The sequence below is a fragment of the Streptomyces sp. NPDC048352 genome (assembly GCF_040651895.1).
Classification (GTDB): Bacteria; Actinomycetota; Actinomycetes; order Streptomycetales; family Streptomycetaceae; genus Streptomyces.
The window spans coordinates 36456-62946 of sequence record NZ_JBEZKZ010000029.1 but is presented as its reverse complement, the minus strand read 5'-3'; the positions used below and the strand labels follow the sequence as shown (position 1 = coordinate 62946).

General features: G+C 75.6%; 19 protein-coding genes. 4 read left to right on the top strand and 15 right to left on the bottom strand.

All coding sequences use genetic code 11. From position 1 onward, the window contains the following. Window positions 1–76: 76 nt before the first annotated feature. Window positions 77–2635, top strand: a complete 2559-nt coding sequence (locus tag AB0D45_RS17390) for an ATP-grasp domain-containing protein (RefSeq protein WP_362459682.1) — start codon at window positions 77–79, stop codon at window positions 2633–2635. Further along, a complete protein-coding gene (locus tag AB0D45_RS17385) occupies window positions 2632–3885 on the top strand; it encodes an MFS transporter (RefSeq protein WP_361605257.1) in 1254 nt (417 codons plus the stop codon). The genes AB0D45_RS17390 and AB0D45_RS17385 overlap by 4 nt, the downstream gene beginning before the upstream one ends. A 96-nt stretch (window positions 3886–3981) precedes the next feature. Here the strand turns inward: AB0D45_RS17385 and AB0D45_RS17380 are convergent, their stop codons facing one another. The 4 genes from AB0D45_RS17380 to AB0D45_RS17365 form a co-directional block, all read right to left on the bottom strand. Then, on the bottom strand, window positions 3982–4791 hold the full coding sequence (locus AB0D45_RS17380) for a carbonic anhydrase (RefSeq protein WP_362459679.1): 810 nt from the start codon (window positions 4789–4791) through the stop codon (window positions 3982–3984). Between the two features lie 146 nt (window positions 4792–4937). After that, a complete protein-coding gene (locus AB0D45_RS17375; protein WP_361605251.1) occupies window positions 4938–5171 on the bottom strand; it encodes a DUF6296 family protein in 234 nt (77 codons plus the stop codon). A 62-nt stretch (window positions 5172–5233) separates the two neighbouring features. Further along, window positions 5234–5887 carry a hypothetical protein gene (locus AB0D45_RS17370; protein WP_362459675.1) on the bottom strand — a complete coding sequence of 218 codons (654 nt, stop codon included), beginning with the start codon at window positions 5885–5887 and terminating at the stop codon, window positions 5234–5236. A 164-nt stretch (window positions 5888–6051) separates the two neighbouring features. Beyond that, window positions 6052–7332 (bottom strand): amidohydrolase, encoded by a 1281-nt coding sequence (locus AB0D45_RS17365; protein ID WP_362459672.1) that lies wholly within the window; start codon window positions 7330–7332, stop codon window positions 6052–6054. Between the two features lie 211 nt (window positions 7333–7543). Between AB0D45_RS17365 and AB0D45_RS17360 the strand changes: the two genes are divergently transcribed. Further along, complete coding sequence (locus AB0D45_RS17360; RefSeq protein WP_007268044.1) at window positions 7544–7717, top strand: thiazolylpeptide-type bacteriocin; 174 nt, start codon at window positions 7544–7546, stop codon at window positions 7715–7717. Between the two features lie 115 nt (window positions 7718–7832). Here AB0D45_RS17360 and AB0D45_RS17355 read toward each other — a convergent pair whose 3' ends face one another. The 11 genes from AB0D45_RS17355 to AB0D45_RS17305 all read right to left on the bottom strand — a co-directional run bounded on the left by AB0D45_RS17355 (window position 7833) and on the right by AB0D45_RS17305 (window position 24894). Beyond that, entirely contained in the window at window positions 7833–9797 is a 1965-nt protein-coding gene (locus tag AB0D45_RS17355) for a TOMM precursor leader peptide-binding protein (RefSeq protein WP_362459669.1), read from the bottom strand. Then, window positions 9794–10549 carry an ABC transporter permease gene (locus AB0D45_RS17350; protein ID WP_362459666.1) on the bottom strand — a complete coding sequence of 252 codons (756 nt, stop codon included), beginning with the start codon at window positions 10547–10549 and terminating at the stop codon, window positions 9794–9796. Before AB0D45_RS17350 ends, AB0D45_RS17355 begins: the two co-directional genes overlap by 4 nt. Then, window positions 10546–11514, bottom strand: a complete 969-nt coding sequence (locus AB0D45_RS17345) for an ABC transporter ATP-binding protein (protein ID WP_362459663.1) — start codon at window positions 11512–11514, stop codon at window positions 10546–10548. The genes AB0D45_RS17350 and AB0D45_RS17345 overlap by 4 nt, the downstream gene beginning before the upstream one ends. 109 nt (window positions 11515–11623) lie before the next feature. Beyond that, the gene (locus tag AB0D45_RS17340) at window positions 11624–12730 is read right to left on the bottom strand and encodes a peptidase M50 (RefSeq protein WP_362459660.1); all 1107 of its coding nucleotides are present in this window, start codon (window positions 12728–12730) and stop codon (window positions 11624–11626) included. Further along, entirely contained in the window at window positions 12727–13755 is a 1029-nt protein-coding gene (locus AB0D45_RS17335; RefSeq protein ID WP_362459725.1) for a lantibiotic dehydratase C-terminal domain-containing protein, read from the bottom strand. The genes AB0D45_RS17340 and AB0D45_RS17335 overlap by 4 nt, the downstream gene beginning before the upstream one ends. Before the next feature lie 26 nt (window positions 13756–13781). Then, complete coding sequence (locus tag AB0D45_RS17330) at window positions 13782–16544, bottom strand: lantibiotic dehydratase (RefSeq protein ID WP_362459657.1); 2763 nt, start codon at window positions 16542–16544, stop codon at window positions 13782–13784. A gap of 30 nt (window positions 16545–16574) precedes the next feature. After that, window positions 16575–18119 (bottom strand): SagB family peptide dehydrogenase, encoded by a 1545-nt coding sequence (locus tag AB0D45_RS17325; RefSeq protein ID WP_362459655.1) that lies wholly within the window; start codon window positions 18117–18119, stop codon window positions 16575–16577. A 48-nt stretch (window positions 18120–18167) separates the two neighbouring features. Further along, entirely contained in the window at window positions 18168–20066 is a 1899-nt protein-coding gene (locus AB0D45_RS17320) for a TOMM precursor leader peptide-binding protein (RefSeq protein ID WP_362459652.1), read from the bottom strand. After that, complete coding sequence (locus tag AB0D45_RS17315) at window positions 20056–22248, bottom strand: TOMM precursor leader peptide-binding protein (RefSeq protein ID WP_362459650.1); 2193 nt, start codon at window positions 22246–22248, stop codon at window positions 20056–20058. Before AB0D45_RS17315 ends, AB0D45_RS17320 begins: the two co-directional genes overlap by 11 nt. 75 nt (window positions 22249–22323) lie before the next feature. Further along, on the bottom strand, window positions 22324–24036 hold the full coding sequence (locus AB0D45_RS17310) for a BTAD domain-containing putative transcriptional regulator (RefSeq protein WP_362459648.1): 1713 nt from the start codon (window positions 24034–24036) through the stop codon (window positions 22324–22326). A gap of 237 nt (window positions 24037–24273) precedes the next feature. Next, window positions 24274–24894 carry an L-threonylcarbamoyladenylate synthase gene (locus AB0D45_RS17305; RefSeq protein ID WP_361611159.1) on the bottom strand — a complete coding sequence of 207 codons (621 nt, stop codon included), beginning with the start codon at window positions 24892–24894 and terminating at the stop codon, window positions 24274–24276. Between the two features lie 179 nt (window positions 24895–25073). Here AB0D45_RS17305 and AB0D45_RS17300 point away from each other — a divergent pair, with 179 nt between their 5' ends. Then, window positions 25074–26486, top strand: a complete 1413-nt coding sequence (locus tag AB0D45_RS17300; RefSeq protein ID WP_362459645.1) for an Ig-like domain-containing protein — start codon at window positions 25074–25076, stop codon at window positions 26484–26486. Window positions 26487–26491: the final 5 nt, after the last annotated feature.

The following is a 26491-nucleotide window of genomic DNA, read 5'->3' as shown; positions in this document are numbered from 1 at the left end:
ACCACCCGGATCCTTCCACTCCCCGCCCGAGTACGAGCCCGAACATCCCTGCCGCCGCAGGGGGAGAAGAGAGCGAATGAACCCCGAGCGCACCCTGCTGCTGGTCGGTGCGACCGACGAGACCGTGCGGAAGGCCCACGACCTCGGACTGAGCGTGCTGCTCCTCCAGCACCCCACCAAGGTGAGCGAGGAGCAGAACCGGCTCGCCGCGGCCGTCGAGGTCGTGGACTTCACGGAGTGGGAGCAGATCGAGCCCCTGGTGCGGGCCTGGCACGAGAGCCCCGGCTTCGCCGCGGCCGTCTCGCTGACCGAGCCGGGGCTCGAGAACGCGGGCCGGATCAACGACCTGTACGGACTCGGGGGCACCGGGTACGAGGTCACCGCCCGGATCCGGGACAAGGCCGCCATGCGCCGGTACGTCGCCGAGCACGACCCCGAGCACGCGGTCGGCGCCCGCTCCCTGAAGTCCCGCGAGGACCTGGACGCCTTCGGGGCCGCGTACGGGTTCCCCTTCATCGTCAAGCCCGTCGACGCCACCGCGAGCATCGGCGTCATGCGGGTGGCGGGGCCCGAGGACGCCGACCGGGTCTGGGCCGAGGTGACCCGGCTCTCCGGCACCCGCACCGACCGCGTCTCCTCACTGTTCGTCCTCAAGGACTTCCTGATGGAGGAGTTCCTGGACGGGCCCGAGTTCAGCGTCGAGTCCTTCAGCTTCGCGGGCCGCCACGTCATCGTCACCATCACCGAGAAGTTCACCTCCGACGGCCACTTCGCCGAGCTCGGCCACGCCGTCCCGGCCCGCCTGTCCGACGCCGACGAGGAAGCGATACGCGACGGCATACGCGGCTTCCTGGACGTGATGGGCCTGCGCGACGGCGTGTGCCACACCGAGGTCCGCCTCACGGCCAAGGGCCCGCGCGTGATCGAGGGGCACAACAGGATCGGCGGCGACTCCATCCCCGAGCTCGTGCGCAGCGCGTTCGGCGTCGACCTGGTCACGCTCGCCGTCGGCCACCCGTTCGGCCTGGTCGAGGAACTGCCCGACCGGCCGCAGGCCCGCGGCGGCGCCAGCGTGCGCGCCCTGGTCGGCACGCCGGGCACCCGGGTCGAGTCCCTCGCGGGCATCGAGGAGGCGCGCGCCGCCGCGGGCGTCATCTCCGTCAACATCAGCGCCAAGCCCGGCGACGACGTGCGCGTGCTCCAGGACAACTGGGACCGCCTCGGCCTGATCGCCGTCGCGGCCGAGGACACCACGGCGGCGATCCGCCGCGGCGCCGAGGTGATCCGCGAGGACATCCGCATCACCCTCGCCCACCCCGACGGCGGGACCGTCCTCGCCCAGCCGTCCGAGATCGCCCCGCGCGAGAACCTGCTGATCCTGCACCGCAACCCGCTGGAGCCGTTCCCGTACCGCTCCTGGCTGCCGGACCACACCGGCGACATCATCGTGCTCGCCGCCCGCGACAAGATCGAACTCGCCGGCGAGAAGGTGCCGGACGGCGACCTCGGCTACACCCGCCTGGAGATCTTCGACGACTTCGACGCGGAAGAGGTCGAGGCCCGCGCCGTCGAGCTCATCGCCGAACACGGCATCACGGGCATCACCGGGCTGCACGAGGCGGACATGCTGCGGGCCGCACGGCTGCGCGAGCGGTTCGGGCTGCGCGGAGCCTGGCACGACGACGTGATGCCCTTCCGCGACAAGGCGCTGATGAAGACCCGCGCCCAGGCGTCGGGCATCGACGTCGCGGCCTGGGTCCAGCCCCGCACCGCCGAGCAGGCCCGCGAGTTCGCCGCCGCCGAGGGCTTCCCGGTGGTGTTCAAGGAGCGCAGCGGCTTCAACGCGGTCGGCCTGCGCATCATCGAGGACGAGGCCTCCTTCGAGGAGTGCCTGACGGAGGTCTACGCCGACGGCGAGCGGGACGACGTCCTGCTGGAGGACTTCGTCCCGGGCCGGATGTGCCACGTCGACGGCGTGGTGCGCGACGGCCGGGTGGCGATGGCCTGGCCCTCGCAGTACCAGTACGACCTGTCCTCCTTCGCCTCCGACCCGGGACCGCGCATCGACCTCACCCTCGACGAGGACGACCCGATCACCCCGCGCCTGCTCGACCTGTCCGAGCGGGTCCTCGCCTCGCTGGCCCCCGAGGGCTCCCGGCTGCGCGACCACACCTTCCACATGGAGGTCTTCCACACCCCGGACGACCGCCTCGTCATGTGCGAGATCGCCTGCCGCCCGGGCGGCGCGAAGATCCGCGAGGTCTTCCACAGCATCTTCGGCGTACACCTCGGCGGGTACGCCGTGCGCGCCGACGCCGGCCACGAACTCCACCCCGAGGTACGGCGCGGCGGTGACTCCGCCGGGCTGCCGAAGCCGCGGCACATGGCGGGGCAGCTGCTCATGATGAAGCGGCCCGGCCTCGTGCGCGAGCTGCCCGCGGCGCCCGACCACGACTGGCTCGCCGGGTTCTGGCTGTACGCCGAGGAGGGCCAGGTCATCGCCCCGGCCTCGGGCTCCTCCGACTTCCTCGCCGCGGCGGTGGGCACCGCGCCGACCCGCGCCGAGGTCGAGCGGCGGCTGCGCGAGCTCGGTGAGTGGGTGCGCGAACACAGCGTGATCGGCGACGCGTCATGACGGGGGCCCGCCTGTCGGCGAAGACGCGGTACATGCTGGGCATGGTCGTCGACGCCACCGGCGCCGGCATGTACCTGCCGCTGTCCCTGCTCTACTTCCACCACGTGACCGGGCTGCCGCTCACCCAGGTGGGCACCCTGATGACCGCCGCCGCCGTGATCGGCCTGATCAGCAACCCGGCCGCCGGCGTGCTCATCGACCGGTTCGGCGCCAAGGCCGTCGTCACCGGCGGGTACCTGCTGCGGGCCGCGGGCTTCTGCACGTACCCGCTGGTGGACAACGGCTACACCATGTTCGCCGTGATCCTGCTGGTGGCCCTGGGCGACACCTCGTACCCGCCCGCGATCCAGTCGTTCATCGCCGAGTTCGTCCAGGGCACGGAGCGGGACAAGCTGCTCGCCGCGCAGCGCAGCCTGCGCAACGCCGGCCTGGGCGTGGGCGGCCTGGTCGCGGGCGGGGTCCTGGCCCTGGGCAGCGACGCGTTCTACTACGTGATCGTGGTCGGCACGGCCGCCGGGTACGTGCTGGCGGCGGTCTGCTTCGGCTCCATCCCGATCGCGAAGGCGGCCGCGCCGGCCGTGCGGGTCTCCCGCAAGGGCGGCTACCGGCTGGTGGCGCGCAACCGGCCGTTCCTCGCCCTGACCCTGCTCAACGTCCCCACCGCGTTCGGCTACACGGTGCTCGCCGTCGGCATCCCGGCGTACGTCACCCAGGACCTGGGCGCGTCCACCTCCCTGGTGGGCGTCCTGTACGCCGTCAACACGGTCGGCATCGCACTGCTCCAGATCCCGGTCACCCGGGCGCTGGTGGCCTACCGCCGCTCCCGTGCGGTGGCGCTGGGGGCGGCGGTGTTCGCCACCTCGTTCGTGGTGTTCGCCGTACTCGCCGCCGTGGGCGACAAGACGGTCATCCTGGTCGGCATCTTCGCCGCGACGGCCCTGTTCACGGCCGGAGAGCTGATGCACGGCGCCACGGCCTCGGCCCTGTGCGCGCAGGCCGCGCCGGAGGCGACGCGGGGCCGCCACCTCGCCGTCTACCAGCTCTCCTGGGCGGTGCCCAGCGCCCTGGCCCCGGCCGTCCTGACGGCCCTGCTCACGCTGTCGCCGACGGCGATGTGGCTGGTCCTCGCGGCGGGGGCGACGGTCTCGGCCGTGGGCGTCCTGCGCCTGGAGCCGAGGCTGCCGGAGGAGGCGGTCCATCCGCGTCCGCGGACGGTTCCGAACACTCCGGCCGAGCCCGCGGCGGCCTGACCGCCGCCGGCCGCGGCCGGTGCCCGATGCCCCCTGCCGGGCCGCGTACGCGCGGCCCCGCGGGGGGCTCGTGCGTACCCGGCGGGCGGCGCGGCCTCAGGACGGGGCGGGCGGGGCGGAGGGCTGCGGCGTGCCCGCCGGGCCCGGCGTCGCGGGCGGCAGGGCGCCCGTGAGGATCTCCACCCTGCCCGTGTCGAGCGAGTAGTAGCCGCCGACCACCGCGACGGCGCCCTTCTTGACGAGGGGCGCCAGGTCGGCGTTGGCCCGCAGCCCGTCCGCGGTCAGGGTGATCTGCGCGCGGACCATCCGTTCGACCGGGTCGGGGCCGCCCTCTCCGACCGCACGGTCGTACGCCGGCCGCAGCGCCCGGGCGAGGGCCTGGAGGTTGCCCGGCAGCGACTTTCCGTCGCGCAGCGCCTTGTACGCGGCGTCGACGGCGCCGCAGCGCTGGTGCCCGAGCACGAAGACCAGCGGGGTGCCGCCGGTCACCGGCCCGTACTCGACGGAGCCGGTGACCACCGGGCCGACCGCCTGGCCACCGGTGCGCAGCACGTACAGGTCCCCGAGCCCCGTGTCGAAGAGCAGCTCCGGCGGCACGCGGGAGTCGATGCAGGCCAGGACCACCCCGAACGGATCCTGCGCCTCGGCGACCAGCCGGCGCCGCGTCGGGTCCCGGTCGGGGTGCTGGAGCGAGCCGTCCACCCAGCGCTGGTTGCCCTCCATCAGCCGCGCGTAGGCGGCGTCCGGGGTGGCCGGCCGCGGCGGCGGCGCGGCGGCCTCGGGCCGGGCCTCCTTCGCCCCGGCCCGCGGGCCGGCCGCCGCCGAGCAGGCCGGGAGCGCGCCGGCGAGGGCCGCCAGGCCGCCCGCGAGCAGCGCCTTGCGGCGCGGTGGTCCTGCGCTGTCCATCGACCGTCCCTCCGATGCGTCGGTGACCTCGCGACTATCGGACGGAACGCGGCCGCCGCGGGCACGGCGCGAGCGGGCGGGGCCCGCTTTCCCACCGTCGGCCGCACCGTCGGCCCCGCCGGCGGCGCCGTAGGGCCGGGATCCGGTCAGGCTTCGGGCAGCCGGACCGCCCCGGTGGGCTGCGCGAGGGCCTGGTGGCCGCCCGAGGGCAGCATGCGGACCTCGCCCCGGTCGCTGATCTCGGCGCGGACGATGCCGGTGGCGTCGGCGTACACCGGGTGACCGCCCGGTCCGGCCGACTCGGTGCGCTCCACGATCACGATGTCGTGGCCCGTCCCGTCGGCGCCGGGAAACGTCAGCTCGTACCGTCGGACGCTCATGTGTCCATCGTGGGCCGCCGCCCCCCGTCCCGCCTTCCGACTTTGCCTCCGCTTTGCCGAGTCTAGGCGTCGCCGGCGCAGATCACGTCGTACGGGCGCCCGATCGACATCGTCAGCTCCATGGGCTCGGTGGTGCCCGCCGGGCACTGTTCCTTCTCCTTGACCAGGTCGAGGACCTTGAAGGCGTCCGCGCCGGCGGAGGCGCAGGCCACCTCCTGGGCCGCGGAGGAGACGCAGTCGCCCTTCACGAGCTGCCCGCCGCCGGCGCCCGCGTCGCCCGGGTGGTCCCCGGACAGGTTGCGGCCGCAGACGGTGTTCGTGGGGATCCCGCCGCCCTTGTTCTTGTCCTTCGAGGAAGAGCCGTAGGACACCGACACGCGGATCATCAGGTCGGTGCCGGCCGGGCACTGCACGGAACCGGGCAGGATCGACGCCGGTGCGACCTCCAGCGCCTTGAAGGTGGCTCCGGGGTCGCCGCAGTCGAAGGCCCGGTAGCCGTCCGGCTTGTCGTCCGGGTCGGGGCCCCCGCAGTCGCCGGCCTGCCACGAGCCGCTCTTGCCCTTGGACGTGGAGGAACCGGAAGCCGACGAGGAGTCCTTGTCGCATGCCGCCGTGAGCGCGACGCACAGGCCCACGACCAAGGCGAGGGCGACCCTCCCTGCCGTACGGGTCCTTCGTCCCGACTCCTGCGGGCCGGCGGTGGCGTGCTGAACCATGGTGTTCCTTCGTCGGTGGAGGGTACCGCCGTCCGAGCGGTGCCTGGTGAGATGGTGTCGCCCGTCCGGGGAAGGCACAAGGGCGCGGCCGGCCCGGTGCAGGCCAACGGGCCCCGGAGGGCGCGGAATCGGGGCCGGCCCGACCGGCGCGTGCGCGTACGGCGTCACCTCGCGGGCCGCTCCGCGGCGCCCGGCGCGGCCAGGCAGGCCAGGGCCGCCGCCGTCAGCGCGCCCACGCCGGCCGGGAGGGCCGTGCGCACGTCCGGGGCGAAGTCCGGGGCGTGGTTGGCGGGCAGGGCCGCCAGTTTCCCGGCGGCGTCCTCCCCGGGCGCCGCCGCCCAGGCGGACGGCCCGATCACCCCCAGCATCCAGTAGGCGAGCCGCACCCCCCGCGCGCCGTGCAGGGACCGTCCCGCGTCGCCGAACAGCCCGAAGTCCTCCGTGGCGAGGGACGGCGGCCACATCGCCACCCGCTCCGCCCCCAGGTGCGCCGTGTGCGCCGCCCGGACCGCGGCCGTCGTCGCCGGATCGGGGTGGGTGACGGGGGAGGAGCCCACGCGGGCGATCTCCGGCTCCGCGGGGCAGCCCGAGGCGGCGCACTCGGCGCGCACGATCCGTTCGAGCGCCTGCGCCGCCCGTGCGAGCGCCGCCTCGCCGGCCGCCCGTACGGTGATCCCCAGCTCGGCCCGGTCGGGCACCACGTTGGCCCGCTCGCCCGCCCGCAGCGAACCGACCGTGACGGCCACCTGCTCCGAGGGCGCCGCCTCCCGGGACACCACCGTCTGCAGGCGGGTCACCACGTGGGCCGCCGTCACCACCGGGTCGACGGTCAGGTGCGGGGCGCCCGCGTGCCCGCCGCGCCCGTGCACCACGACCCGGAAGGTCACGCTCCCGGCGGTCATCGGCCCGTACCCGTGCGCGACCATCCCGGCGGGCAGCGGGGCGGCGTGCTGCGCGAGGACCGTGTCAGGGCGCCCGGTCCGCTCGTACAGCCCGTCGGCGAGCATCGCCCGCGCCCCCTCCAGGCTCTCCTCCGCGGGCTGCCCCACCACCACGAGCGTGCCCCGCCATGCCCCGGGGCCCGCCCCGGCCAGCAGGGAGGCGGTCCCGGCGGCCGCCGCCAGGTGGAGGTCGTGCCCGCAGGCGTGCGCCGCCGGGCCCTCGCTCGCGTACGGCAGCCCCGTGGTCTCCCGGACCGGCAGCGCGTCCAGCTCGGCGCGCAGCACCACGGTGGGCCCCGGTCCCCGGCGCAGCACCCCGGCCACGCCGTGCCCGCCGATCCCGCGCGTGGTCTCGAAGCCGGCGGACTCCAGCCAGCCGGCGAACCGGGCGGCCGTGCGCCGCTCCTCGCCCGAGAGCTCGGGGTGGCGGTGCAGGTCCAGGTACAGCGTCGTCAACGGCCGCAGGAGCGCGGGGAGTCCGGAGAGCACGGCGGAGGCGGTCATGACGACCATGCTCGGCCACCAGCTCCGGCCGGGACTGTCAGGTCGCTGACACTTTCTGTCAGAGGAGTGTCAGGAGTTGAGCAGGTGAAGTGAAGGCGTGACCGGTTCTCCTGGAAGGGCACCACAGGAAGCCACCACCCGGACCCGCGCCCGGACCGGACCGACACCGGTCCGGAGCGACCCGGGACCGGACCAAGCCAAGGAGATTCCCATGGAGAAGTCGCCGCTCGCCTCGCTCGCCGACGAGATCCTGGAGCTGGAGTCGGAGACCTTCGAGATCTCGGACTACTCGGACGCCAGCGAGGTCGTGCTCGCCGGCTCCACGAGCTGCAGCTCCACCTCGACCTGTTCCTCCACCACCAGCACCACCTCCTGCAGCGCCTGACGCCCCGGCGCCGCCGCCCGTACGCACCGGATGCCCCGGACCCCGCAGGAAGGGGTCCGGGGCATCCGGCGTCGGGAGCCCCGGTCACGGCGCCGGGCGGAGCCCGGGCCCCGGGTCAGGGGAAGGGGTGCGGCACCAGCCGGATCTCCGCGTCCGTCAGGGGGCCCTCGCGCAGCCCCGCCCGCGCGGCGGCCGTACGCAGCCGCGGCATGTACGGGGCCCGCTGGCGCGACCAGCCGAAGTCGATCGGCAGCAGGCCCGGCACGATGGCGCACACCGTGCTCAGCCCCATCCGGTGCTGCTCCGGCGTGGTCTGGTCGACGACGATCACGTCGTGCCCCGCGCCCGTCAACTCCCGCACGCACACCAGCAGATCGTCCCGCAGGTCACCGGTCCTCGGGCGTCCGCCCGCCTCCCACCCCGCGTACAGATCCGCCGACGACCGCACGGCGAGCGGCTCCCGGTAGGTGCGCACGTGCGGGGCCATGGCCGGCAGCCCGTACAGCTGCGCGTGGTCCTTGAGGTGCCTGACCCGACCGAAGTCCCTTGCCATCGCCTCCAGTTCGCCCTGCCGCTCGGCCACCTGCCGGGGCAGGTGCGGGATGTAGGTGAGCACCTCCGACAGCGCGGCCTCCACCGCCGCCGCCGGATCGAGCGCCGCGCCCGCCCCGAAGGAGTACAGCCCCGGCCCGCCGTCGCGCCGTACCGCCAGCCCCGTCACCACGGGCACGGCGAGGTCGATCCGGTTGTCGAAGGCGTGCACGTCGTACCCCTGGAGGGCCGCCCGGTCCACCATCATCCGCACCGCCGGCCCCGGTACGGAGTCCAGGTCGATCTCCGTCAGCCGCTGGCCCCCGTACCAGGCGAGCAGGAAGGCGTCCCGCTCGATCAGCTCCAGCAGGGCGCCGAGCAGCGCCTCCTCCGGGCAGCCGCCGATCGCGCAGCCGTTGGAGCACTCGAAGACGAAGTTGTCGGCGGCGAGGCCCGCGCTGTAGTACGCGAGGCGCGCCGGCACCAGGACCGGCCGGTCGTCGCGCAGCGAATGCCCGTACACCCAGGGGATCGGCCGCTCGGGGTCGAAGGGCGACACCAACGGGTCGTCGCGGTAGGTCTCGGGCGGGTAGAACCCGCACTCCGCCGGGTTCAGGGCCCGCTCGCCCAGCTCCGCGTAGGAGGCGGTGAGCGGCTCGGCACCGGTGCGCCGGTGCGTGCCCGCGTACCGCTCCAGCCCCTCCAGGAAGGCGAGGTCGCGGCTGGCGGAGAAGCTGTTGGCCTGCCCGCTCCAGGTGACGTCCGTCAGCCCCGCGTAGCCCCGCATGAAGACGCTGCCCGCCACCGGAGCGGTGGTCGGCGAGGTCACGTTGATCCAGGTGCCCCCGCCGAGCACCCCCGTCACCGGGTTGGCCAGCGCCTCCCGCGGCACCGGGTACGAGGACGCCCCGCGCAGCCGCTGGGCGTCCGGGGCCGGCTTGGGCCGGGAGGCCGGGGTGAAGGGCCGCGGGGCCTCGGCGGTGCGCGGCCCGCAGTCGGGGCAGAGCGGGTCGGCGGCCAGCGGGTACGTGCGCACCTGGAGGGTCTCCAGGTCCAGGCGGGACACCTGCGGCAGGGCCCGGTCGGCGGCCGCCGCGCCCGGCGCCCGCGCCTCACCGCCGGCCAGGGCCGCGTGCAGCGCCGCCACCGCGTCCAGTACGTACGGGGACAGCCGGGGCCACTGCGCCGAGACGGGGGTGTGCGGCCCGGTGCCGGTCTCCAGCGCGTCCCGTTCGCTCTTGCTGCGCAGCCGCTGCCAGCGCATGGCCAGGCACTGCCCGCAGGCGGGGGCGCTGCCGTCACCGCCCCAGGGCCCCAGCAGGACGGCCTGCGCGCCGAGGTGGACGCCGGCGGCGGGGCGGACCGCCGCGAAGGGGTCTCCGGTGCGCGGCCCGAGGGCGTCGTGCACCCCGAGCGTGACCACGTACGGGGCCGCCCCGGCGGGAGCCGCGGCGGCCAGCGCCCGCTCCAGCTGCCGGCGGGCCGCCTCCAGCGCGGTGCCGTCGGGGGCCGCGGCCGCCCGTACGGTCTCCACTGCGGTGCCGGTCATGACTGGTTGCTCCAGCGGAAGGTCTTCAGCCCGATCCCGCCGAACAGCAGCGCGAAGCCCGCCAGCACCGCGCAGCCGGTCCCGATCGTGGCGAGGGAGCCGGATCCGGTGAGCGCCCCCGAGGCGGCGTCGTTGAGGTAGCGCAGCGGCAGCACCCGGGAGACCGAGCGCAGCCAGCCGGGCATCATGTCGAGCGGCAGGAAGGAGCCCGACAGGAACGCCATGGGCACCATCAGGCAGTTGGCGATCGCGGCGACGGCCTCGGGCGTCCTGGCGTAGTTGCCGACGATCACCCCGATCGCCATGAAGGCGGTGATGCCGAAAACCAGCGCGGGCAGCACCAGCGGCCAGCGCCCGGCCGGTTCGAGCCCGAACCCCGGCAGCATGGCCACGGCGACGAACACCGCGGCCTGTACCACGCCGACCACCAGGGCCAGTCCGTAGCGCGAGGCAAGCACCGTGGTCAGGGGCGTCGGGCTGAGCCGGATCAGCCGCAGCAGGTCGTCGCGGCGCCACTGCATCAGGGTGAAGGCGATCCCGAAGACGGCGGCGTTGGCGACGCCCCACGACAGCACGCCCGGCGCGATGTACGAGATGTAGGGGCGGCCGCTCTCCTCGACGTCCTGGCCGCTGAAGATCAGGCCGAAGACCACGAGGAACAGCAGCGGGAAGGCGAAGGTGAAGAAGAGGGTGGCCTTGTCCCGGACCTGGGCCCGGTAGCCGGCGGCGGTCAGTGCCGTGTAGGCGCTCATGCGCGGGACTCCAGGGTGTGTGCGGGGGTGTGGCCGCCGGCCCCGGTGCGTCCGGTCAGCTCCAGGTAGACGTCCTCCAGGGTGGCCGTGCGGGTCATCACCCCGTCGAGCCCGGTGAGCGCGTCGAGGGCCTGGAGCACCTTGCCGGGGACCGAGGTCTCCAGCACCAGTGAGCCGCCCTGTTCGCCGACCTGCTCCACCCCGTCCAGGGCGGCCGCCTCGGCCCGGCCGATCCGCCCCGCGGGAACCAGCAGCCGGGTCCGGGCCCCGGCGGAGGTGATCAGCCGGTGGGGGGAGTCCAGCGCGGCGATGCGGCCGCCGACCAGGATGGCCACCCGGTCGCACAGGGCCTCGGCCTCGTCGAGGTGGTGGGTCGTGTAGACGATGGTGCGGCCCTCGCCCTTGAGGGCGCGCAGCACCTGCCACAGGTCGCGGCGGGCCTGCGGGTCCAGCGCGGCGGTCGGCTCGTCGAGGAAGATCAGCTCGGGGTCGTGGACCAGGGCGGAGGCGATGGCCAGCCGCTGGCGCTGGCCGCCGGAGAGGTTCTCCACGAGGACGTCGCGCTGCTCGGTCAGCCCGACCGTCGCCAGCGTGCGGTCCGCGGCGGCCGCGTCCTTGCGGTACAGCCCGGCGACGGTGGCGAGGTGCTCGCGCGCCGTCTGCCGGACGAAGAAGGCGGAGGCCTGCGTCTGGACGCCGATCCGGGGCAGCAGGGCCGTGTTGCGCGGCCAGGGGCTGTGCCCGAGGACCTCGACCGTGCCCGAGTCGGCCTGGCGCAGGCCCTCGACGATCTCGATGAAGGTGGTCTTGCCCGCGCCGTTGGGGCCGAGCAGGCCGAAGAACTCGCCGCGGCGCACGTCGAGGGAGAGCCCGTCCACGGCCGGGCGGTCACCGTAGCGCTTGCGGACCTCCCGGACGGCGACGGCCACGGGGGCGTCGGGCGGTGGAGTGCGGTCAGTTGTCATGGGTGTGCGGTTCCCTCGGTGTGGGTCGGAATCGGGTGGGAGGAAGGCCGTTCAGGGGCGGACGGGGTGACGGGGTGGACGGGGACGGCGGTCCGGGGCGGACGGCGGGTCAGGAGCGGAGGACGTGCACGACGGCGGCCGCCAGCAGCCCGGCCAGCAGCACGACCAGCACGGCCGAGCCGATCCCGTAGCCGAGGTAGAGCCGCCGGGCCCGTACCGGGTACGCGGCCGCCGCGCCGCGGTCGCGCATCCGCAGCCGCAGGTAGGCCGAGCTGGCGGGCGCCAGGCGGGTCACGCGCAGGGCGTGCCCGAGCAGGGTGTAACCGTCCAGCGGCGGCAGCGGGACCAGGTTGACCAGGGCCTGGGCGCTGCCGAGCAGCAGCAGCGCGCCCAGCACCCGGCCGGTGGGGTCGCCCGCGGGCAGCGCCGCCCACCAGGCGCAGAAGGGCAGCAGGAAGAGGAGGTTGGCGAAGGCGCCCGCGCCGGCGACGGCCAGCTGGTCCCTGCGCCGGGGCAGGTACCGGTAGGTGTCGACCCGGCAGTACATGATCACCATCGGCAGCCGCCAGCGCAGCCCGATCTCCCCGACCCGGCCGCCCACGTGCCGGGCGGCGATCCCGTGGGCGAACTCGTGCAGGGCCGTGCTCAGCCACAGCAGCGTCGCCACGGCCAGCAGCGGTGCCGGGCGCGCCAGCAGCCAGCGCAGGTCGCCGAGCAGCTCGCCCGCCGAAGCCGCGAGCCACCCCTCCATGGCGAGGAACACGAGGAGCAGTGCGCCGAGCACCGCCGGCCGCAGCACCGGCCGCAGGACGCGGTGCAGCCGCGCTGTCGTGGCGTCGGAGTCCGCGACCAGCCGCAGGGTGCCGCGCAGCAGGGTCCCGGTCCGCTGCGGCCCGGGACCGGCCTGCGGCTGCGGTGCCGGGCCGCCCGCCAGCAGCCGGCGGGTCCCGAGCAGCCCCAGCAGCTGCTGCCAGTTCCGCTCTCCCAGCCGGCGCCCGAAGGCCCGCCCGTACGCCTCGCCGATCTCCGCGAGCGTCCGCGAGCCGTCGAGGCGCGAGACGAGGAAGTACTCCTTCGGCCCGATCTCGAACGCCGCCCCGGACACCGGGTCCTTGACCAGGTGCACGACGGCGGGGCCGTTCAGCAGCGGCGGCGACAGCAGGATCCCGGGCCGCAGCGCCGGCCGGAGCGCCGACATCCCCGGGGGCGCGGTCACGGCCCGACCGCCCCGGCCGCCGGCACGCCCTCGGCGGCGCCCTCGCGCAGCACCCGCCCCAGCAGGTGCGCCAGGTAGGCCTCGTCCCGGATCGTCACGTGCAGCCTGTTGTTGGTCATGTGCATGTACGGGGACAGCAGCAGCGGCAGCGCCACCGCCGGGTCGGTCACCCGCTCGTCGCGGCTCCCGTCCCACGACCGGAACACCAGCTCCCCGCCCACGGCCAGGGCCTGCGCGCGCCGCCGCAGCTCCCGGCAGTGCTCGGCCCACCCGGCGAGGAACCCGGGCAGCCGGCCGGTCTCGCCCGAGCCGAGCGCCTCCAGCACCGCGCCGAACCGGCGGCCGAGCCCGGGACCGGTCTGCTCGTACGTGCGGTCGTACTCGGCGGAGCCGATGAAACCGGTGCCGGGGAAGGCCCGGTGCCAGAACCGGTAGTAGCTGTCCAGGTACGTACCCAGCTCCTCCCGGTCGGGCAGGAACACCCCGGCCATCACCATCATCAGCTGCGCGGAGGTGCCCAGCAGCACCGTCCGCAGGTGCAGGTTCATCGAGCCGAGGGCGTCCATGACGAGGTCGCTGGAGTGCGCGAAGTGCCACTCCGCCAGCTCCACCCCGGCCGGGCCGCCGTACTTCCCGTACTCCGGCTCGTACGGCTCGTAGGAGAAGGAGTTGTTGGGCCGCAGGTTCATCCGGCCGTCCTCGCCCATGAAGGCGGCCCGGTCCCCTTCGGGGAACTCGATGTCGAACAGGGTGTTGTAGAACTCGTTGAGGAAACCGGAGTCCACCTCGTACAGCGCGGGTCTGGCCTTCAGGAAGGCCCCCACCGCCTCCTCGGTACGCCGGCGCACCTCCGGCTCCGCCGCCGGGCTCGCCGGCCGCAGCCGCAGCCGCACGTGCGGGCCCTCCAGCCAGTAGTTGATGAAGAAGTGCCCCGCCAGCAGCCCGTCCGCCGTGAGGGAGGCGATCAGCGGCCGCACGCACTGCACCAGCAGCGGCTGCGGGTTGGCGGCGTAGAAGACGTGCATGGCCTGCCAGGCGCCACGCGTCGGGGTCAGCTCTGACACCGGGTTGCTCCCTCCGGGGTGGGGACGGTCGTGGTGAAGGTCTCGACGGCGAGTTCGGCGACGTGCGCCCCCCGCGCCGAGCGGGTGTGCAGGCCCCCGGGGTCCGGGAGCATCTCGCGGAAGACGACCCGGTGGCCGCCCTCCCGCAGCAGCGGCTCGAACGCCGCCAGCGACAGCAGGCTGGAGAAGTCCACGTACTGCGGTTTGGCCCCCAGCGCGGACGGGCCCGCCGACACGGTCGCGAACACCCGCTCCGGCAGCCCGTGCGCCCGGCGCCACCGCTGCCACTCCAGGAAGTGCCCGGCCTCCCGCGCACCGCGCACCGGCAGTTCGCCCGCCGTGGTGCTCCAGCTGCGCCGGCTCAGCACCAGGTCCCCGTGCACCACCCGCGGACGGGCCGTCACCCCGCCCTGCGGCGCGCCCTCCGGCACTCCCGCCCAGACGTCCAGCGGCGACATGGAGGAGGGCGAGAGCAGCAGCAGGGTGCGCGGTACGGCCGGCAGCGCGAGCGGCACCAGGTACCCCAGGTAGACCGGGATCACCTCCAGGCCCAGGCGGCGCGAGCGCAGCACCACCCGGCCCGTGGCGGGGACGTGCTCCGCGTACAGGTCGTCCAGCCGCAGCAGCCGGTCCTCGGGCAGGGTCCCGCTCTCGCCCGGGCAGACGATCTCGTACTCGGTGAGCCGGCCGTGCAGGTTCAGGTTGGTGGTGACCGCCCCGCCCGTGACCTCGGCGAACACCGCGCCCTCGGGGGTCACTTCGGCGGCCGTCGCGCGCAGCTGCCCCTCCAGGGCGGCCGGCTCCGGGTAGAGGTGGGTGAACCGGCTGAACGGGAAGGAGAGCCCGCCGTACGAGCGGTTGAGCACGGTCAGCTCCGCACCCGTGCGGGGGTCCCGCGCGAACTGGAGGTGGTGGCAGCGCGGCGCGAAGCCGGGCACCACCGGGTCCAGCTCCCGCGCCACCGCCTCGACGTCCTCCCCGGAGAGCCGCAGGTCGCCGCCGGCGCCCCGCTCCTCGTACGCCGCCCAGCGCGCCCGCATCCGGCCCGTGAAGGCCCGCCGCGCCGCGTCCAGGGCCCGGATCCCGGGCAGGCCCAGCCAGTTCTCCTCCGGCACGTACTCGCCGCGCGCGTCGAAGGGCGTGCGCCGGGCGGTGAAGGACAGGTACTGGTCGAAGAAGTCCTCGTGGAAGTCGTGCACCAGGCCCAGCAGGTCCTCGCACCGTCCGCCCCGGCCGTAGCGGGCCGTGAAGAACCCCTCGAAGGTGATCCGCTGGGCCAGCGTCAGGTCGAAGGCGGGCAGGATCCGCTCGACCGAGCGCAGCGCGCCGCCGCCCACCCCCGGCTCCGCCCAGGCCGGGCGCGGCGCCGCGAGGTCCCGGCCCGCGCTCGTGTCCTCGTACACCAGTGTCTGGGGCAGCGGCGCGTCCGGCGGCGCGCCCAGTTCCTCCTGTGCCCGGCGCAGCGCGGCGCGCAGGCCGGACAGCAGCTCGCGGCGCTCGGCGCGTCCGGCGAGCGGGTAGCGCTCCAGCAGCCGGGCGGGCTCCTCCAGCAGCTCGGCCAGGCCGTCGGCCCAGGGCCGCTCCAGGCCGCGCAGGGCCCGCTGGAAGGCGCGTACCGGATCGCCGCTGTGCACGCCGGTGTCCAGGCACGGCACCCGCACCATGCCGAGCTGGAGCAGCGCGCCGATGTACGCCTCGCACTCCTCGGGCGCCGCCCCGTGCTCGGCGGCCAGCCAGTCGGCCAGCTCGTGGTGGCGCAGCTCGGGCTCGGCCCCGCCCCCGGCCGCCCGCCCGGCGAACAGGGCGAGCAGCCGGTCCAGGGTGCCGCTGCGGCGCAGGAAGAACAGCCGGTCCTTGACCGCGTCGAAGGTGACGGCGGCCGTGTCGTCGCCGGCCGTGACCGAGCGGCGCACGTACCGGATCCGGTCGTCCTCCCGGCCCCAGCCAGGGGCCGGGCGCAGCGGCAGGTCCCGCCGGCGCACCGGGTCGGCGAGGACCAGCTCGGCGAGGCGCGCCAGCACCACCACGTTCAGCCGGACGTGGCTGCTCCAGGTGTCCTCCACCCGGATCCCGTCCGGGCCGGCCTCCGCCGTGAACCGGCCGGTCGCCACCCCCGTGAAGGTGCTGAAGGGACTGGTCTTGCAGGCGGTGCGGTAGAGGTACGAGAGCACCGAACGCTCGGCCTTGCGCGCCCGGCCCCCCGGCTCCCCGCCGCCGGCCGTGGCCGCCGTGTACGCGTCGAGCTGCCCCTCCAGCACCGGCGAGGCCAGCAGCAGCCCGTGCCGCAGCCGGTCGTCCTCCAACAGCTCGCGCAGCGCGGCCCGGCCCCGCCCCAGATCGGCGGCGAGCAGCGGCTCGCCCTCGGCCAGCAGCTTCTCCAGCTCGCCCGACCGCTCCAGCCAGAGCGCCAGCCGCCCGCCCGCCGCCTCCCCCAGACCCTCGACCGCACGCAGGGCGGCCCCGGGATCGGAGGGCACGCGCCCGTTGTGGATCTGGCGGCGCAGCCGCAGCAGTTCGCGCCGGTGCGCGGCGCCCGGCCCGCCCGGCTCGGGGTCGGTCGCGCCGACCGCCCGGTGCAGTGCCTCGCTCAGCCACTGCGCGTCCGCCCGCAGCGCGTCCTCGGCCGCGAGGACGTCGGCCGCCCAGCGCCCGGTGTCCGCGCAGCGCAGCGCGTCGGCCGCGGCCAGGGGCAGGCCGGCGACGCGCAGCATGAAGCGCTCGCCGGTGTGCCATGAGGTGGTGGTGTCCATCCTGGTCCCCCTGCTTCTCTCGTCGCCCGCTCAGGCGATCTCGTGGCGGAAGTCGGCGGGCCGCGGCCGCTCGTGGCCGAGCAGCATGATCAGCAGCGGCGCCTCGTCGGTGCCGGTCAGCCCCAGCTGCTCGGCGTACGAGACGTTGTCGAAGCCCAGCGCCACGCCCGCGCCCAGCCCGTGGGCGGCGGCGGTGGTGTAGAAGGTCTGCGCGACCGCGCCGACGGCCGCCCCCACGAGGCGGTAGCCCCGGTCGCCGACCGCGTCGAGGACCGCGGTGGTCCGCACGGTCGGCACCAGGACGGCGCCCGCCTGCTCCAGGTTGTAGTTGGACAGGAAGTAGTTGGCCTGGAGGAAGGGCCCGGGCGGCCCCGGCACCACCAGCCGCAGCACGTGCGCCGCCGGGTCGTAGGCGTAGCTGCCCGGTTCGATCCCCTCGACGTGGTTGACGAAGGCGTACAGGGCGGTCAGCGGCGGCCCGCCGGGCCGTTCCGCCTCGCTCCCGGGCCGGGTCGCCGCGCAGTCCGCCAGCGCCGCCGCCAGCTGCTCCGCCGTCACCGCCCGGGTGGCGTCGAACCGGCCGAAGCTGCTGCGCCGGGCCCGCAGCGCGGCGGCCTCCCCCATCAGGGGCGCCGCCGGGACGGGCAGCGGGACCGGCTCCCCGCCCCGCGGCGGATACGCGGCCGCCGCGTCCAGCGCGCCGGGCGCGGGGCGGTCGCCGGCCCGGCCGAGGGTGGCCGCGTGGATCCGCTCCAGGGTCTCGAAGGCCAGCACGGTGCGGGAGCGCTCGGCGTCGCGGTGGCGGACCCCGGCGCCCGTCGACGGTGCCCCGGCCGGCGGCTGCCCCCCGCCCTCCCACTCCAGGGGGAGCACCGCGAAGACGCCCTCCTCCTCCGGGGCCACGCCGAGCAGCCGGGCCAGCCGCTCCTCGTCGAACCAGAGCGCGGGGGCGATCCGCAGCCCGTACGCCCGGGCCCACAGCCGCCAGGTCTGCACCAGCGCGCCCACGTCCATGCTGACGGCGTGGAAGGAGAAGCTGTTGTACTTGAAGGAGTTCTGCCAGTACTTGACGCTCAGCACCAGGTACTGCGTGTGGTCCCCGCCCGGGCCGCCGCCCAGCGCCTCCCGCACGTCACCGGTGACGTCGCCGGCCAGCAGCCGCCGCAGCCCGTGCTGGTGCGGGGCGTAGTGGTACAGGCCCGGGGTGAGGGGCCCGCCCGCACCGGCCGCCCAGTACACGCCGACCGGGTACAGCCCGCCGCCCGAGGCGGTGCCGCGCGACCAGTTGGCCTGCGTGTAGTGGGGGAGCGCCGCCAGGTCGGTGTTGGCCTGCACGGCCAGGCGCCGGCCGGTCAGCCCGTACGACTCCTGGAGCATCCCGGACAGCAGCGGCAGGGTGAACCCCGGCGCGGGGTACGGCTCGGCCGCCGGCTCCGGCAGCGGAAGGGTCTCCGCCTGCGGGTAGTACTTCGCCTTGCGGGGGCGGTCGGCCCAGTCGGGTACGAAGTCGACGGGCTCCATGGGCACCCGGCCCCGGTACATGATGGCGCTGGCGTAGTCATGGGCGTAGCCCACGGGTCCTCCTCGGTTCGTGCGGCCGTGCCGGGCGCGCCGGCGGCGAGATCAGGGGAAGGGGTGCGGGGCCGGGTTGAGGTCGGCGGGCTCCAGATCGCGCTCGCGCAGCCCCGCCTCGCGCAGGGCCGTGCGCATGCGCGGCATGCCCAGCGCGCGCTGGCGCGACCACCCGAAGTCGATCGGCAGCAGCCCCGGCACCAGCACGCTCACGGTGTGCAGGCCCAGCGCCCGCTGCTCCGGCAGCGTCTGGTCGACCACCACCACGTCGAACCCTCGGGCCGCGACCGCCTCGACGCACCGCGCCAGGTCCTCCCGCACGTCGTCCGACGCCGCGGGGCCCCGCAGCGCCGACACCGGCCGCAGCGGCCCCCGCGAGGGCCCGCGCAGCAGGAAGTCCGCGTGGCGGCCCATCTCCGGCACCCCGTACACCAGCGGATGGTCGTGCAGCGCGGTGACCAGGTCGAAGTCGGCCGCCATCGCACGCAGGCGCTCCTCGTCCCGCTCGGTGCGCCCGGGCAGGTTCACGGCGTCCGTGGCGATCTCGCACAGCGCCGAGTCCAGCGCCGACTCCGGGTCCAGCCCGGCCCCGGCCCCGAAGCACATCCGCCCGGTGCCGCCGTCGAACCGCTCGGCGACGGCGGTCACCACCGGGATCGGGAAGCTGATCCGCGTGTCGAAGAACCGCGCCCGGTAGCCGTACAGGGCGAGCCGGTCGACCATCGCCCGCGTCGAGGCCCGGTCGCTGGTGGCCGGGTCGATCTCGGGCAGCGGCTGGCGCCCGTACCAGGTGAGCAGGAAGGCGTCCCGCTCCACGACCTCCATCAGCCCGAAGTAGGCGGCCTCGGCCAGGCTCCCGCCCGAGGCGCAGCCGTTGGAGCTCTCCTGCACGAACCGGTTCTCCAGACCCGGCGCGTGGTAGTACGTCAGCACCTCGGGCACCAGCCTCGGCTGCCGGTCGCGCAGCGACCACCCCCACACCCACGGGATCTCCCGGTCCGGGTCGAAGGGCCGCACCCTCGGGTTGTCCCGGTAGAACGCCTCGCCGTACAGGCCCACCCGCCGGGGGTCGACGGCGTCGGCCCCGAACCCGTTGAGCGAGCCGGTGACGCTGGTCGTACGGGAACGCGAGCGCATGCCCGCGTACCGCTCCAGCCCCTCCAGCACCCCGACGCGGGCGCTGCGGTCGAAGGAGTCCGTGTGCCCGCCCCAGAAGGTCTCGCGCAGGTACTCGCCCGAGCGCATCGAGAAGCAGCCGATGGTCGCGGAGGTGGTGGTCGAGGAGACGTCCTGGACCAGCGAGGGACCCAGCGCCCCGCACAGCGGATTCGCGAACGCCGCCACGTCGATGGCGTACGCCTCCACCGGCCGCGTACGGAACGCCCCCGGCCGGTACTTGGGCGCCGGCCCCGGATCCAGCGCCCGGGCCGTGTCCTCCTCGGGCGTCCCGCACACCGGGCACTCCGGATCGGGCACCAGCGGGTACCCCCGCACGGTCCCGCTCCGCAGGTCCAGCACCCACACCCGCGGGAACACCCCGGACGTCTCCCCGGAGCCCGCCGAGACCACCAGCGCGGCCACCGCGTCGGCGGCGAAGGCGTGCGCGTACGGCGAACCACCCGCAGCCCGGGTCCGCCCGCCCAGCTCGAGGGCGTCCCGCAGCGCGACCGACCGCACGGCCTGCCAGCGCCGCTCCAGGCACCGCGCGCAGCCCGCCCCCTCCGCCGGGAGGGGGCCGACCACGGCCTGGTGGCCGTAGAGCGCCACCGGCACGGCGCCCGCCGGGACCTCCCGCCCGGCGGCGGCGAACGCGTTCCGCAGCCCCAGCGCCACCACGGCCACCGGGGGCCCGCCCAGCGCGGTCACCGCACGCTCCAGCAGGGCGGTGAACCGCCCGGCGGTCTCCTGCCCGAGCCCGTCCGCCGGCGCGGCGGAGCCGCTACGCGTCATCGCCGGGCTCCCGGACCGCCGCCGAGGCCAGCAGCACCCGTACGGTGTGGATGCCCACCCCGGCCAGCTCCGCCGACCCGGTCGGCACCGCGTACGCGTCGAGCCCCGCCCCGGCCAGCCGCTCCAGCACCTGCTCCCAGGAGGTGCCCGGCCCCGCCGCCAGGGGAGCGGCCGCCGCGTCCGACACCGCCAGCGCGCGCGGGTCCAGGTCCCGCAGCAGGGGATCGCGGCCCGCGTCGGCCGAGGCCGCCCCGTACTGCGCCGCGCCCAGCAGCTCCCGCAGGGCCGCGACCGCCGCCGTCCGCCGGTCCAGGCCCTCGCCCAGCGCCCAGCGCTCCCCGGCGCGCGCCAGCAGCACCTGCACCCCGGAGCGCGGGCCCTCACCGAGGTCCAGCAGCTCCGGCTCCAGCCCCAGCCGGTCCGCCGACCGCAGCAGGAAGACGAGTTCCGCGTCCTCACCGTCGCGCTTCGGCAGCGGCACCCGGTCCGAGGCCGCGCCGCGCACGGCCCGCAGCAGCGCCGCGTGCCCGAGGGCCGACAGCAGCCCGGCCGCCGCCGCGTCGGCGGGGGAGGGGCCGGCCCCGGCCCCGGCGCGGGTCCGTTCGAAGAGCCGCTCCGCGTTGTGCGGGCCGAACGGCCGCACCGCGCCCGCCGGGACCAGCACGGGCTCCTTCGTCAGCAGGGACACCGCCCGCTGGTACGCCGTCGCCGCGCCCGGCAGCCCGGAGGCCGTCGCCAGCCGCGCCGCGGCCACCGCGCCCGGCTCCCCGGCGCCGCCGACCACGTCGCGGGCCGGCACCACGTGCTCCGCGTACACCAGGGCCGCCGCGTCCAGGGCGCGCATCCGCGCCCCCGCCACGTGGTGGACGTCGAACGCGGCCACCGTGCGGGTCTCCCCGTGCCCGAGGCCCAGCTCCACCACCCCCGCCTTCAGCGGGATCTGGGTGAGCTCCTCGTCCGCGTACCGGGTGAACACCCCCGCGTACGGGCGCACCACGGCCGAACGCCGGTTCAGCTCCTCGACCAGCTCGTCCGCGTCCCGGGCGGTCTCCAGCGTCGGCAGCGCCGGTGTGCCCGAGGCGCCGGCGGCGGACAGGTCCAGGGGCGCCGCCTCCGGCTCCGCGGGCGCGCAGAACGGGCAGCGCGGGTGCGGGAAGAGCGGCTCGGCGGTCACGTCCAGCGAGGCCGTGTCCTGGACGAGCAGCCGCCCGGCCGTCTCGGCCGGCAGCGAGCCGGAGGCCACGCGGAACACCTCGTAGCCCAGCAGGTTCCCGATCATCGCGGCCAGCGGCCGCCCCGGCACCGGGCCCGTCGCGAGGGCAGCCTCCGGCAGCGCCAGGGCGCTCCACAGCCCGGCCGCCGCGGCGCCCCCGCGCGCCGCGCCCAGCCGCAGGGCCGCGCAGGACCAGCAGCCGGCGGTGCCGTGCGCCATGAGCGGGCCGACGACGGCGTCGTTCCCGTACGACCAGGCGGGCAGCAGGGTGCGCCCCTCGGGTACGCCCGCGCGCAGCAGCGGCAGCAGCCGCGCCGGCGCCTGCGCGCCACCGGTCACCACGACGACGTCGTACGACTCCAGCCCGGCCCAGTCGAGGGGGCCCTCGGGCAGGGTGCGGATCTCCACCGGGCAGCCGTCGGCGACGGCCTCGGCCGCCTCGGCCCGCACCCCGCCGGCGTCCGCCCCCGGCAGCACGCCGACGACGGCGCAGCCGTTGCGCACCAGGCTCAGCGCGCACCAGCGGGCCACCGCGTCCTCGCCCAGGACGGCGACCCTGGTGTCACGGAAGCGCAGGAAGCGGGCCTCGGCGTCATCGGCGTAGTGGTCGGCGTAGGCGATCTGCGGTGCGTATCTGCGCGCCACGTCCGGCGGCGGGGCCGCGGCCCGCCGCACCGGCCCGGGCCCGGCGACGGAACGGGCGAAGTCCCGTTCGTACAGGGTCTTGACGAGTTCGCCGACCATCGCGCGCTGCGCGTCGCCCAGGCCCTGGCAGAGCTCGGTGACGGTGTGCTCGCCCGTCAGGTGCGGGACGATCAGGGTGGCGAACCGGTACGCGGTCCGGGCGGTGAGGCGGAAGCCCCCGTCGGAGTTGTGGAACAGCACCCCGTCGGGCGTCTCGGTGAAGAGCACGTCCCGGCGGATCCTGGGGCGGGTCGCGGCGACGTGCTGGTAGCTGTCCAGGGACATGGAACACCTCTGATTGCGGTCTGGTGGGGACGAAGGCGTGAGGTGGGAGATGTCGGGGAGGCGGCCGGGGCCGCCTCAGCGGGGCAGGAGGGCCGCGGCGCCGTCGCGGCCCTGGGCCAGCCACCGCGCGTAGACACGGAGGAAGGCGTGGATCCGGTAGGGCTCGCCGGGCGGCCCGTCCTCGAGCATCCCGGCCTCCACGAGCTGTTCGAGCACGCTCTCGCTCCCGGCTGTGGCCGGACCGGAGTGCGGCTCGAGCGAGCCCAGCCGCAGGAACGCCTCCCGCAGCGCGGGCGGCAGCGCCGCGACGGCCTGCCCGAACACCTCCGGCACCGACAGCCGGGGATCCTCGGCGAGGGCCAGCCTGCCCGGCGGGTCCTCCGCCAGCCACGCGGCGCAGTCGGCGACGGACAGGCCCGGCCGGGTCAGCAGCCGCCCGGCCGCGATGCGCAGGGCGAGCGGGAAGTGGCCGCACACGTCGGCCAGTTCGCGGACGGCCGGCTCCTCGGCGGCGATCCGCCCGGCTCCGATGAGCCCGGCGAGCAGCTCGCGGGCGTCGGCCGGGGTGAGGACGTCGAGCCGGTGCACGAAGCCGCCGTGCGTGGCGACCGCCGCCGCGAGCCCGCGCCGACTGGTCACCAGGACCACGGCGCCGCCGGTCTCCGGCAGCAGCGGCAGGACCTGCCCGGCCCCCGCCGCGTCGTCGAGGATCAGCAGCCGCCGGCCGCCGCCGCCGGGCTCGGGCAGCAGCTTGCGGGCCTCCTCGTGGTCGAGGGGGCTCCCGTCCGGCCGGGCCAGGCCGATGCCGAACACCCCTCCGGGGAAGGCCCGCCGCACCTCGTACGCGCTCTGGTGCGCGAGCGCCGACTTGCCGATCCCGGGTGCTCCGGAGACGACCAGCAGCCGGGGCCCGTCGGGGTCCGTGAGGCGCAGGGCCAGGGCCCGCAGGTCCGCCCCGCGCCCGGCGAACCCGGGCACCGGCGGTGGCCCGGCGGGTTCGGGGGCACGGCCGGAGGGGGCCGGCGCGGGACGCGGCGGGGCCGGCGCGAGGTCTCCGGCGCGGGTGGCCGGTCCCAGCTCCTCGGCGCGCAGGATCGACAGTTCCAGGCGCCGCAGCCCCGGCCCGGGGTCCACGCCCAGCTCTTCGCGCAGCCGTTCGCGGACGGTGCGGTACTCGGCGAGCGCCTCGGCCTGCCGTCCGGTGCGGTAGAGGGCCTCGACGAGCTGCTCGGTGAAGCGCTCGCGGACGGGATGGCGGCGGGCGCTCTCGTAGAGGTCGACCAGGACCTGATGGCAGTTCCCGGCGGCCAGTTCGAGATCGCACACCCGCTCCAGCACCCGCAGCCGCTCCTGTTCGAGGGCGGGTACCGCGTCCCGCTGGAGCATGCGCGAGGCCACGTTGGCCAGGGGCTGCCCCTGCCAGAGGGAGAGCGCCTCCCGCAGCCGGTAGAGCTCCTCGGCGGTCCCGGCGGCGGCCCGGGCCCGCGCGGTCAGCGAGCGGAACTGCGCGAGGTCGAGCGTCCCGGTGTCGTTGCGCATCCGGTAACCGCCCGGCACCGCCTCGATGGTGGTCGCGGAGATGCCGTACTTCGCGAACAGCCTGCGCAGCCGCAGCACACAGGTCTGGAGCGCGGCCCGGGCGGTCGCGGGCGGCTCCTCGTCCCATACGGCGCGCAGCAGGTAGCCGGTGGAGACCACGGCGCCCGGGTGGAGCAGGAGGGCGGCGAGGAGACTCGTCGGTTTGGACGGTTTGAGCACTACAGTCTCGGGGCCGTGGGCAATGCTCAAGGGCCCCAGAAGCTGGAACCGCATGGATGGTTCCCCCGTGTCGGATCGCGTGTGTCGCAGATGGGCGTGACGGGGGCGTCGTGCCCACCAGCCGCCGCACCGGTTCCGGCGCGCCGGGGGATCCCTTCCTCTCCGTCCCCCGGAATCCGTGCTGTTACCGCCGGTCCGCTCATTGTCTTCACACGCGGACGAGCCCCGATGGTCGGCCGCTCGAGGATCGCCGGAGGACCCGTTCCCCTATTCGAAGCGCGTGGTGTCGCCCGCCCCCCGGCGCAGGATCTCCGCCTCGCCGCCGGAGAAGTCGATGACGGTGGTCGGCCGGGTGCCGCAGTCCCCGGAGTCGACCACCGCGTCCACCACGTGGTCGAGCCGCTCCTTGATCTCCCAGCCCTGCGTCATCGGCTCCTCCTCGCCCGGCAGGAGCAGGGTGCTGGAGAGCAGCGGCTCGCCCAGCTCGGTGAGCAGGGCCTGGGTGACCAGGTGGTCGGGGATGCGGACCCCGACCGTCTTCTTCTTCGGGTGCAGCAGCTGGCGCGGCACCTCCGAGGTGGCCTTGAGGATGAAGGTGTAGGGGCCCGGCGTCGCCGCCTTGACGGCCCGGAACACGTCGTTGTCCACGTGGACGAACTGCCCCAGCTGGGCGAAGTTCTGGCACACGAGGGTGAAGTGGTGCCGGTCGTCCAGGTTGCGGATCGACCGGATCCGCGTGATGCCGTCACGGTTGCCCAGCTGGCACCCCAGAGCGAAACAGGAGTCGGTGGGGTACGCGATGAGCGCGCCGGAGCGGATGCTGTCCGCCACGCTGGTGAGGGTGCGCCGCTGCGGGTTCTCGGGGTGCACGTCGAAGTATTTCGCCATCCGCCGAGCCTACGGGACCGGACCGCTGCGCTCCGCCCTCCCGCCCGTGCCCGGTGCCGTACTCCGTCCGGGTTCACTTGGGGTGCCCGTTCGGAGGCAGAGCCGAGTTTATGATCATCGTTTCGGCTTCCGGTCCTCTTTGATGCTGCCATCCGGCGTGGGACGACTGGGAGGGCTGCGTGGCGAAGTCACGGACGAAGGCGTGGAGTGCGGTCGCCGCGGTGACGGGGGCCGCACTGGCCCTCGCCACCGCACCGGGCCGCACGGCCGAGGCGGTGGCGGCCCCCGGCCCCGCCCCCGAGGCGGCGGTCACCCTGCTGGTGGGCCACGCCGTGGAAGGGGGCGGCGGCGCGGACGCCGCCACGTGGTGCGCCGCCGGGGCCTTCCGCGGCGGCCGCTGCGGCACCTGGCAGCAGCAGCGGGTGCTCGCCACCGCGCGCGGCGGCTCCGTCCTGTGGGACCCGGCGCTCGGCGAGGCCGGCGAACTCCCCACGGACGCGGGCGCGCCGCTGGAGATCGCCCTCGCCCGCCCGGAGGCCGGCCGTCTCACCGACGTGACCGTCACCGACGGCCGCGGCCGCCACCTCGCCGGCGCCCTCGGCCCCGGCGGCGGACACTGGCGCAACACCGAACCGCTGCGCGCGGGGCAGGCCTACACCGTCCGGGTCGGTGCCCAGGACGGCGCCGGCGCCCCCGTCGGCGTGAGCCTGCTGTTCAGGACCGCACCGCCCGACGACGGGGGCAGGCTCACCGCCGAGTTCGGCCCCCGCCCCGGGACGTACGGCGCCGGCGAGATCGTCACCGCCGACCTCAGCCACCCGGTCCCCGCCGACGCCCCCGAGGCCCGCGCCCGCGTGGAGCAGGCGCTCCAGGTGACCTCGCAGCCCCACACCGAGGGAGCCTGGCACTGGGTCGACGACTCGACCCTGCACTACCGGCCCCGCACCTACTGGCCCGCCCACACCGTCGTCCGCGTCCGCAGCGGCCTCGACGGGGTCGAACTCGGCGAACACGGCTACGGCGGCCCCTCCGAACCCCTCGAGTTCACCGTCGGCGACCGGATCGAGGCCGTCACCGACTCCGCCGCCCACGTGATGACCGTACGCCGCAACGGACGCGTCATCAGGACCATCCCGGTCACCACCGGCAAGGAGGGCTTCCGCACCCGCAGCGGGGTCAAGGTCGTCCTGGGCAAGGAGTACAAGGTCCGCATGCGCGGGGACACCGTCGGCATCCAGAAGGGCACCAAGGAGTTCTACGACCTCCCCGTCTTCTACGCGACGCGGGTCACCTGGAGCGGCGAGTACGTCCACGCCGCGCCCTGGTCGGTCGAGGCGCAGGGCGAGGAGAACGTCAGCCACGGCTGCACCGGCATGTCCACCGCCGACGCCGCCTGGTTCTTCGACACCGTCCGCGAGGGCGACATCGTCGAGGTGGTCAACAGCGGCGGCGAGAAGATGCCCCCCTTCGGCAACGGCATCGGCGACTGGAACCTGGACTGGCGCACCTGGCTCTCCGGCAGCGCCCTGACGCCCGCCGCCGCCCCGCACCAGCCGCCGGGCGGCCCCTCCCGCCTCGACCCGACGACATGAGGACC